This is a genomic window from Methylobacterium sp. CCH5-D2, from assembly GCF_001556475.1.
GTDB lineage: Bacteria > Pseudomonadota > Alphaproteobacteria > Rhizobiales > Beijerinckiaceae > Methylobacterium > Methylobacterium hispanicum.
This window is the reverse complement of record NZ_LSIX01000840.1, coordinates 1-9,843: the sequence shown is the minus strand read 5'-3', so window position 1 is coordinate 9,843 and position 9,843 is coordinate 1. Positions and strand designations below refer to the sequence as shown.

Below are 9,843 nucleotides of genomic sequence, written 5' to 3'. Positions count from 1 at the left end.
TCCCGCCGCGGCATGCGCCGCTCGGCGGACGCCCTCAAGGCGCCGACCTACGTCGAGGACAAGGATTCGGGCGAGCTGCGCCGTCCGCACCACATCGACCTGAAGACCGGCATGTACCGCGGCCGTCAGGTCCTGAAGGTCAAGTCGGCCGAGGCCTGAGCCCGGAAGACGTCCGGCGCGGCCGGGATCGCGGCCCCCGCGGGGGGCATCCCCGACGGGGATCAGGCGACCCGCCGCGCCGCCTCCGCGTAGAGCGAGGCGGCCCGCCGGGCCCGCTCCATCCGCGACGGCAGCAAGGTCGGGTCCGCGCCCGCCAGGAGCTGCGCCACGAAGCCGACCTGCGGCCGCGCGCTGCCCGGGCTTCTCGGATCCCAAGAGCCTGAACCGTTCTGTCCCGCGGACGAGCCGTCCGGCACGGGAACGACCGCGCGCGCCGTCTCGACCGGGGCACGCCGCTCCGCGCCGGTGGGTCGTACCGTTCCGGGACGCCGGCTTGGTTCGATCCGGGACATCGCCTCGCAACCCTCCGCGACCATGCCACGACAGGTGCAAGCGTTGAGCCAGCGTTAAGGTTTCGTCAACCTTTGCGTGGGCCGCGCCCAGGCAGGATGCAGGCGGATCCGGCGGATCCCCTTTCCCCGCCGTGCGGGAGAGGGCTTCGGCGACCTTGTCGTCGCCGGAGCGAGGCGGCAGCCGGACAAGGGGGCCTTGACGGAAGAGGCTCGTCCGGAGTCGCCCCCCCTCACCGCCGCTGCGGCTTCGCCCGCACCACCCACAGACACGACAGAGTGGCCGCGGGCCCCTCCCCGTACGCGTGGAGAGGGAGGAGCCTCATCCAGCGGGCGCTGGCCTGCCACCCGCCTCCCTACTTCTTCGCGAGCGCCTCGAGCCGCTCCTGCATCGCGAGCATCTGGCGCTTCAGCTCGTCCAGCTCGCCGCTGCTCGTCGCCGCCGCGGGAGGGTTGGCGGGCTTCGGCGGGGCCGGCGGCGCAGCCCCCGGCGTCGCGCCCGCGCTGAGGCCCGTGAACATCTTCATGGCGTCCCCGAAGAACGACATGTTGGTGCGCACCTGCTGCTCCAGCGCGTTCTGGAAGGCGGCCGGGCCGAAGCCGGTCCCGAAGCCGCCCGTGCCGAACTTCTCGCGCAGGCCTTCCTGGTCGCGGGCGAAATTCGCCATCGAGAACTCGAGGAAGCTCGGTACCATCGTGCGCATGCTGTCGCCGTAGAAGCGGATCAGCTGTCGCAGGAAGGCCACCGGCAGCAGGTTGTCGGCCCCGGCCTTATTCTCCTGCTCGAAGATGATCTGCGTCAGAACCGAGCGCGTGATGTCCTCGCTGGTGCGCGCGTCGTAGACGACGAAGTCCTCGCCGTTCTGCACCATGGTCGCGAGATCTTCGAGCGTGACGTAGGTCGAGGTGCCGGTGTGATAAAGGCGCCTGTTCGCGTACTTCTTGATGACGGTCTGATGGACCTTGACGCTGTCCGCCATCTCTGCGGCCTCTCCCGAACATGACGGTGCGGCCGGCTTCACGATGCGACCGCTTGCAGAACGTAAGGCTTTCATGCGGCGTCGAAAACCGCAATTCGGCACCTTTCCCGGCACAATCATGCATAACGCGCCGGCAAAGCCAACTTTCCGGCCCGCGCCGGTCGTCAGCGATGGCCCTTTGGGCGGCTTGACTTCGCCGTGCCCAGGCCCTTCATCCCATCAACGGACCCGAGTGCGGACACGTCTGAAGCCGCGCCGGCCGCCAGAGGAGAACGCAAGATGGCAGGCAGCGAGGAGATCGTCATCGTCGGCGCGGCGCGCACCCCGGTGGGCTCGTTCGGCGGCGCGTTCGGCAGCGTGCCCGCGCACGAACTCGGCAAGGTGGCGATCCAGGCCGCGCTGGAGCGGGCCAAGGTCTCGCCCGACGACGTGGACGAGGTGATCTTCGGCCAGGTGCTCACCGCGGGCGCCGGCCAGAACCCGGCCCGTCAGGCCGCCATCGCGGCCGGCATCCCCGAGAAGGCCACCGCCTGGGGGCTCAACCAGGTCTGCGGCTCCGGCCTGCGCACCGTCGCGATCGGCATGCAGCAGATCGCCAACGGCGACGCCACGGTGATCGTGGCCGGCGGCCAGGAATCGATGTCGCTCTCGCCCCACGCGCAGTACCTCCGCGGCGGCCAGAAGATGGGCGACGTCAAGCTCGTCGACACCATGATCAAGGACGGGCTCTGGGACGCCTTCAACGGCTACCACATGGGCACGACCGCCGAGAACGTGGCCCAGGCCTTCCAGCTCACCCGCGAGCAGCAGGACCAGTTCGCGACCCGCTCGCAGAACAAGGCCGAGGCCGCCCGCAAGGAGGGCCGCTTCAAGGAGGAGATCGCCCCCGTCACGGTGCCGGGCCGGAAGGGCGACACGGTCGTGGACACCGACGAGTACATCCGCGACGGCGCGACCGTCGAGGCGATGGCCAAGCTCAAGCCCGCCTTCTCGAAGGACGGCACGGTCACGGCCGCCAACGCCTCGGGCCTCAACGACGGCGCGGCGGCGATCGTGCTGATGTCGGCCTCCGAGGCCGAGCGGCGCGGCCTCACACCGCTCGCCAAGATCAAGTCGTGGGCGACCGCGGGCGTGGATCCGAAGGTGATGGGCACCGGCCCGATCCCGGCCTCGCGCAAGGCCCTCGACAAGGCCGGCTGGAAGCCCTCCGACCTCGACCTGATCGAGGCCAACGAGGCCTTCGCCGCCCAGGCGCTCGCGGTGAACAAGGACATGGGCTGGGACGACGCCAAGGTGAACGTCAACGGCGGCGCCATCGCCATCGGCCACCCGATCGGCGCCTCGGGCGCGCGCGTCCTCGTGACCCTGCTGCACGAGATGAAGCGGCGCGACGCCAAGAAGGGGCTGGCCACCCTCTGCATCGGCGGCGGCATGGGCGTCGCCATGTGCCTCGAGCGGCCCTGATCGCCCACGGTTCCCGGCGGGGGCGGGACAAGCCGCCCCGCGCTGAAACGCTTTCAACCGGTTCTCAAGAATAAATTCGGTGCGCGGTCCGCGCGCGATGGGCAAGATGCGCCCATCGCGCGGGGGCACGCCGCCCCCGGTTGAGCGGCAATCCCAACAAGAACATCCGGAGGAAACCATGGCTCAAGGACGCGTCGCCCTCGTCACCGGCGGCACCCGCGGCATCGGCGCGGCGATCTCGAAGCGGCTGAAGGACAAGGGCTACCGGGTCGCCGCCAATTACGGCGGCAACGACGAGGCCGCCAACGCCTTCAAGGCCGAAACCGGCATCCCGGTCTTCAAGTTCGACGTGGGCGACCTCGCCAGCTGCGAGGCCGGCATCAAGGCGATCGAAGCCGAACTCGGACCCGTCGAGGTCCTGGTCAACAACGCCGGCATCACCCGCGACGGTGCCTTCCACAAGATGACCTTCGAGAAGTGGCAGGCGGTGATCCGCACCAACCTCGACTCGATGTTCACCTGCACCCGCCCGCTGATCGACGGCATGCGCTCGCGCAACTTCGGCCGCATCATCATCATCTCGTCGATCAACGGCCAGAAGGGCCAGGCCGGCCAGACCAACTACTCGGCCGCCAAGGCCGGCGTGATCGGCTTCGCCAAGGCGCTGGCACAGGAGAGCGCCTCGAAGGGCATCACCGTGAACGTGATTGCCCCGGGCTACATCGCCACCGAGATGGTGATGGCGGTGCCGGAAGATATCCGCAACAAGATCATCTCCACGATCCCAACCGGCCGCCTCGGCGAGGCCGACGAGATCGCCCACGCGGTCGAGTACCTCGCCAGCGACGAGGCCGGCTTCGTCAACGGCTCGACGCTGACCATCAACGGCGGCCAGCACTTCGTCTGATCCGGTAGATGCGGGTCCGGCGCCCCGGCGCCGGGCCGTCAGCGCGGCGTCGGCCGCCAGTCCGGCGGCGCCATCTCGAAGCCCGCGAAGTCGAAGCCCGGCGCGACGGTGCAGCCGACGAGCGTCCAGGCTCCGAGACTCGTCGCGGTCTGCCAGTGGCCGGCCGGGACCACGTGCTGCGGGCGCTGGTTGCGGGTGAGGTCGGGCCCGAGATGGTGGGCCGCCGCGTCGTGCCCGTTCGGGCTGACCGTGAGCACCAGCGGCGCGCCCGCGTACCAGTGCCAGATCTCGGCGGCATCGACCCGGTGCCAGGCCGAGACCTCACCCACGTCGAGCAGGTAGTAGATCGCCGTGCCGACCGAGCGGCCCGCGACCGCGCTGGGGTCGCGGAAGGTCTCGCGGTAATGGCCGCCCTCGGGATGGGGCGCGAGCCCCAGGGCAGCGATCACCTGCGCGGCCGTCATCGCCGGGTTCATGCGTTGCGATTTCCTTGCATCTCGCGGGGCGACCGCGCGCCGCCCGGGGGTTTTCCCGTGAAATCTCGGTGCGTCGCCGCACTCACTCGCCGATCGCGCCCTGCGGCAGGCTGAAACCGGGCGGCACCCTGGGCGCGGCCTTCGCCTGGCCTCGGGCGGGCACCGCTTCGCCCTCGAGCTTCGGAGCGGCCTCCCGGGTCTTGGCCGCGCGCGCCGGCTTCGCCTCCTTGCGGGCCGCGACCGGCGGAGGCGCCTTCACGGCGGGCGCCGCGGTGCATTCCCGGAAGCCGAGGCGCGCGAGGGGGCGGCCGTCCTCGGAGACGATGCTCAGCGGGTCGGGCAGCGGCGGCAGCGTCTCCCGCCAGCGGATGGCGGTCCCGAGCTGCGCCTCGATCGCGCCCGGTGGACCGCCGCGCCGGAGGGCGGAGAGGTCGGGCCCGTAGGCGGTCGCCAGCTTGCCGCCGATCGCCACCTGCAGCACCTCGGTCGTCTCCGGCGTGAGGGGGCGCAGCGGGTTCTCGACCTGCGCCCGCCCGACCCGGGTCACGAACACCTCGAAGCCCTTCTCGCCCTCGAAGCGCGCCGCCTGCGAGCCGCAGGCGATGGTCGGCGGCGCCGCGAAGGTCGCGTCGAGGGGCGCGCGGTCGATGGCCGGAGCCGGAGCGCGCAGGGGCTCGGCGGGCCGCGCCTCGGGCGCCGGTGCGGCGGGCGCCGTCTCGGCCTTGGCCTTTGGCTTCGGTGCCGGCTTCGGAGGCTTCGGACGGGCCGGCTTCGGGGCGGCCGCCGCGTCGGCGGCCGGCGCCTCCTGCGCGCGGGTTCCGGCCGGCAGACCGAGCACCAGCGCGGCGGCGAGAAGGAGGGGGAGCGTGCGCATCGGGCTCACCACGGGCTCAAGCCTTCTCGCCGGAGCGGCCGGAGGCGGGCGGGATCGGCTCGACGTCGAGCACCTCCGCGGAGCGGTCAATGGGACTGCGCGACGGCCCGACCCGCGTGACCAGATCCTCGTCGCGCTCGTCGAGTTCGTTGTCGAGCCGCAGGGGCGGGCGCCGGCTCTGGGCCGCCATGCGCACCGCGATCACGCCCACCACCGTGCAGGCGAGCACGGCGCCCAGGATCAGGAGGAGTTCCATGCGGACGAACCGTTACCCGAACCGCACGCCTCTTGCACCTGTCTCACCGCGCACTCTCTCGCCGCGCCCCTGTCCCGCCTCCTGCTGTCGCCTCTTGCGCATGCCTCCGCGCCGCGCGATCAGGCGGGACCGCCGACGAAGCGGAACGGAGCTTGCACCGGGGAGCCGAACGGGGTCCCGCGGATGCCGCGCCGGATAGAACCGAACGACAGGGAGCCAGGACCGATCGATGCGCGAGACCGAGCGGAGCCGAAGCCCCGAGGAGCTTGAGACCCATCTGCGCGGCCTGATCGAGGCCTCCCGCGAGCAGGCCGCGGAGGACCCGTTCCGCAATCCCGTGCTCGCCGTGACGCTGGCGATCACCCGCCGCTTCGACCGGGGCGAGATCGACGGCGACGACCTCGACGCCCTGTTCGTGCGCCTGCGCGCCCAGGCGCTGGCCGACCGGGCCGGACGCCTGCGGGCCTATGTCGGACTCAACGGGCCACAGGACGCGAGGGCGGACGCGGACGCCGCCGTGCCGAACCGTCTCGTCGCCGCCGTGCCGCAGCGCGCGGGCGATTTCGAGACGTTCCGCGAGCGTGTCGGCCGCACCGCCTTCGCGATCGTGTTCACCGCACACCCCACCTTCGGCATGCCCCGCGCGGTGGCGGCCCTCCTCGCCCGGAGCGCCAGCCTCGCCGACCCGGCCGCGCGCGAGCCGCTGATCGCGGAGGCCGCCGCGCTCTCGACCCGGCCCGACCCGAAGATCAGCCTCGACGACGAGTTCGATCAGGCCTGCGTGGCCGCCAACCACGCCCGCGCCGCGCTCGACGGCTTCAACGGCGCGCTCATCGACGCCGCCCGTCGCCGCTGGCCCGACCGCTGGACCGAGCTGGTGCCACGCCCGCTCGCGGTGGCGAGCTGGGTCGGCTGCGACACCGACGGGCGCACCGATATCGGCTGGTGGGACACGCTGCGCTACCGCCTCGAATCGAAGCGGATGCAGTTCGACCGCGTGCTGCGCCAGCTGCCGCGGATCCCCGCCACGCAGGTGGTGCGGAGCCTCGCCGAGAGCGCGCTCAGCGCCGTCAACCGTCAGCTCACGGTGGCACCCCGGCTCGGCGAGAAGCCCTCCCTCGAGGCGGTACACCGCTTCGCCCTCGCGGTGATCATCGAGCGCGACCGCGCCCAGACCGATGCGGGGGCGCTCCTCGCCGGCCTCGCGGCCGCGATGTCCGCCGCCGAGGACGAGGCGGACCGGCGGGCGATCGCGGTGCTGCGCGCGGGCGTGGCGACCCACGGCCTCTCGAACGCGCTGCCGCATTTCCGGCTCAACGCCAGCCAGATCCACAACGCGGTGCGCCGCGTCACCGACGTCGAGGGCGAGCCGGCAGACCCCGCCCAGCGCCGCTCGCACCTCGCCACGATCCACGCGCTCCTGAACGACGTGGCGCCGGTCGCGGTGGATTTCGGGGCGCTCGCGGCCGAGCGCGCTTCGGCGGCGCGGCTGATGATGACGATCGCCCAGATCCTCAAGCACGTGGACGGCACCCATCCGGTGCGCTTCCTCATCGCCGAGACCGAGACCGGCTACACCCTGCTCGCCGCCCTCTGGCTCGCCCGGCACTACGGCATCGCGGACAGGCTGGAGATCACGCCCCTCTTCGAGACCGCCGAGGCGCTGGAGCAGGGGATCCGCGTGCTCGACGACGCGCTGCGCAACCCGCACTGGCGCCAGTATCTCAAGCGCATCGGCCGCCTCACCGTGCAGTTCGGCTACTCGGATTCCGGCCGCTACGTCGGGCAACTCGCCGCCACCTTCTGGATCGAGCGCCTGCGCCTGCGCATCACCGAGCTGATGGTGCAGAACGGGCTCGCCGACATCGAGCTCGCGATCTTCGACACGCACGGCGAATCGATCGGGCGCGGCGCCCACCCGACCTCGCTGCGCGACCGCCTTGCCTACCTCGCCCCGGAGGACGCGCGGGCCAAGAACCGGGCCGCGGGCATCCGGGTGCGCCTCGAATCGAGCTTCCAGGGCACGGACGGCTACCTGCTGTTCGGTTCCCCCGCGCTCGCCGAGGCCAGCGTCGCGCGGGTCGCCGAGCACGTCTACGCCCTCGACCTCGCCGAGGACGACGCCTTCGCGGACTACGCGCTCGCCGAGCCCAAGGCCGGGCCGGACGCCGCCCGCGACCCCGTCTACGCCGAGACCGACTTCGCGCTCGAATTCTTCACGGCGGTGCGCCAGGAGATGGAAACGCTGGTCGAGGATCCGGGCTACGCCGCGCTGCTCGGCACCTTCGGCCCGGGCCTGATCGACCGCACCGGCTCCCGGCCCGTGGCGCGCCAGAGCGACGGCGGCGGCCCGGCGCTGATCACCCACCCGCGCCAGATGCGGGCGATCCCCAACAACGCGATCCTGCAGCAGCTGGGCTACCTTGCCAACGCGCTCCACGGCCTCGGCCGGGCGGCCGAGCGGGCGCCGGACATCTTCAGCGAGATGCGGCGCGACTCGGTGCGCTTCTCGCGCGCCTTCCGGCTGGCCCAGCACGCCGCGAGCGTCGGCGACCTCGACGTGCTGCGCGCCTACATCGACACGCTCGACCCGGCCGTCTGGCTGGAGCGGGCGCGCCGCACGCAGAAGGACGGGCGCCGCGAGGAATTGATCACGGTCGCGCGCAGCCTGGAGCGGCTCGACCTCGCGCCGTCGTTACGCCGTCTGTTCGGGCGGCTCACCTGCGACTGGCTCGGGTTGCAGGCGGCCGCACCCGACCTCAGGAAGATGTCGGTGCGCCTCACCCTGCTGCACGCCCTGCGCCTCGCGCTGATCCACCGGATCTGGTTCACGGCCGTGCACATCCCGAGCTTCCGCCCGCAGGCGGGGGTGAGCCGCGAGCAGTTGCTGGAGCGCTTCCTGCGCCTCGACATCGACGCCTGCATCGCGCTCCTCGACGAGATCTTCCCCGTCACGCCAGACCCGACGCTGGGGCTGAATTTCGGCGAGCCGGCCGGCCCGCGCGATGTCGGCACCTACGAGGCCGAGCATACCGGCCTGTTCGACCCGATCCGACGCATGTTCGCGCAGGTGCGCGAGATCTCCGGCATGATCCAGCACGAGGTCGGCGCCTTCGGGTAGGGGGATCCCCGAGGGACGAGTCCCTTGGGCGGGGTCCCGGGGCAGTGCCCCGGGCTTGGCTTCTCCGCCCCGGCTCTGCCGGGACGGGGAAGCCAAATGCAGGGCCAAGATCCAGAACCTTGCCTGCACCCGCCAAAGGTCTCGACCTTTGGAATCCAGTACCGATGCGGGCGCATCTGCCTTCTGGCCGGGAACCGGTCCGGCGTGATAACGCGGCCGCAAGGATGCGGCCGGGAACCGGCATCCCCATATGCCGCTCGGCCCGCGCGGCGTCGCGGAAGCGCGGGCAGAGTCGATCCGGCCTGATCGACCATGAACCGGCTGGCCGCCCGTCCCCGTGGCGTGGGGCGCGAGGGACCTTGAGGACAGGGATGTCGAAGCGGGACTATTACGAGATCTTGGGCGTCGAGCGGACGGCCACGGACGGCCAGATGAAGACGGCCTTCCGCAAGCTCGCGATGACCTACCACCCGGACCGCAACCCGGGGGACAAGGAAGCCGAGATCAAGTTCAAGGAGCTGAACGAGGCCTACCAGTGCCTCTCCGATGGCCAGAAGCGCGCGGCCTACGACCGCTTCGGCCACGCCGCGTTCAGTCAGGGCGGCGCGGGCGGCCCCGGATTCGGCAACGAGTTCGGCGACTTCATGTCGGACATCTTCGACAACTTCTTCGGCGACGGAAGGGGCGGCGGGCAGGCCCGCGGGCGCGGCGGCGCGCCGGGCCGCGAGCGCGGGGCGGACCTGCGCTACAACCTCGAGATCAGCCTGGAGGAGGCCTTCCTCGGCAAGACCGAGACCATCCGCATCCCGACCTCGATCACCTGCGAGACCTGCGCGGGCTCGGGCGCCAAGCCCGGCTCGAAGCCGCGCACCTGCTCGACCTGCGGCGGCTACGGCCGGGTGCGGGCAGCGCAAGGGTTCTTCGCCATCGAGCGGACCTGCCCGAACTGCCACGGCCGCGGCGAGATCGTGGACGACCCGTGCGCGTCGTGCGCGGGGGCCGGCCGGGTCAACCGCGAGCGCACCCTCTCGATCAACGTGCCGGCGGGCGTCGATGACGGGCTGCGCATTCGGCTGGCCGGCGAGGGTGAGAGCGGCCTGCGCGGGGGGCCGGCGGGCGACCTCTACGTCTTCCTCTCGATCAAGCCGCACGACTTCTTCCAGCGCGACGGGGCGGACCTGTTCTGCCGCGTGCCGATCTCGATGGTGACGGCGGCGCTCGCCGGCGAGATCACCGTGCCGGTGATCGACGGCTCG

9 protein-coding genes are annotated in these 9,843 nt (G+C 71.8%); 5 read left to right on the top strand and 4 right to left on the bottom strand.

The genetic code is table 11. The features are described from left to right. The coding region (gene rpmF / locus AX737_RS37105) for a 50S ribosomal protein L32 (protein WP_245293442.1) at positions 1–159 on the top strand (159 nt) is incomplete at its 5' end. A gap of 706 nt (positions 160–865) precedes the next feature. On the opposite strand, the gene phaR is transcribed toward rpmF, so the two are convergent. Next, the gene (gene phaR / locus AX737_RS37110) at positions 866–1,489 is read right to left on the bottom strand and encodes a polyhydroxyalkanoate synthesis repressor PhaR (RefSeq protein ID WP_066922347.1); all 624 of its coding nucleotides are present in this window, start codon (positions 1,487–1,489) and stop codon (positions 866–868) included. Between the two features lie 279 nt (positions 1,490–1,768). Between phaR and AX737_RS37115 the strand changes: the two genes are divergently transcribed. Continuing rightward, positions 1,769–2,953 carry an acetyl-CoA C-acetyltransferase gene (locus AX737_RS37115; protein ID WP_066922349.1) on the top strand — a complete coding sequence of 395 codons (1,185 nt, stop codon included), beginning with the start codon at positions 1,769–1,771 and terminating at the stop codon, positions 2,951–2,953. A 178-nt stretch (positions 2,954–3,131) separates the two neighbouring features. After that, positions 3,132–3,860 carry an acetoacetyl-CoA reductase gene (phbB, locus tag AX737_RS37120; RefSeq protein WP_066922351.1) on the top strand — a complete coding sequence of 243 codons (729 nt, stop codon included), beginning with the start codon at positions 3,132–3,134 and terminating at the stop codon, positions 3,858–3,860. Positions 3,861–3,898: 38 nt separating this feature from the next. Here phbB and AX737_RS37125 read toward each other — a convergent pair whose 3' ends face one another. The 3 genes from AX737_RS37125 to AX737_RS37135 all read right to left on the bottom strand — a co-directional run bounded on the left by AX737_RS37125 (position 3,899) and on the right by AX737_RS37135 (position 5,466). Further along, a complete protein-coding gene (locus AX737_RS37125; protein ID WP_066922353.1) occupies positions 3,899–4,336 on the bottom strand; it encodes a cupin domain-containing protein in 438 nt (145 codons plus the stop codon). 82 nt (positions 4,337–4,418) lie between these two features. Further along, positions 4,419–5,210, bottom strand: a complete 792-nt coding sequence (locus tag AX737_RS37130) for a hypothetical protein (protein ID WP_066922355.1) — start codon at positions 5,208–5,210, stop codon at positions 4,419–4,421. Positions 5,211–5,226: 16 nt separating this feature from the next. After that, positions 5,227–5,466: a hypothetical protein gene (locus AX737_RS37135; protein WP_066922357.1), complete on the bottom strand. Its 240-nt coding sequence runs from the start codon at positions 5,464–5,466 to the stop codon at positions 5,227–5,229. Between the two features lie 229 nt (positions 5,467–5,695). On the opposite strand from AX737_RS37135, the gene AX737_RS37140 reads away from it, so the two are divergent. Both AX737_RS37140 and AX737_RS37145 read left to right on the top strand, forming a co-directional pair. Then, positions 5,696–8,587 (top strand): phosphoenolpyruvate carboxylase, encoded by a 2,892-nt coding sequence (locus AX737_RS37140; protein WP_066922359.1) that lies wholly within the window; start codon positions 5,696–5,698, stop codon positions 8,585–8,587. 371 nt (positions 8,588–8,958) lie between these two features. Then, positions 8,959–9,843: molecular chaperone DnaJ (locus AX737_RS37145; protein WP_066922361.1), on the top strand; the 885-nt coding region annotated here is incomplete at its 3' end.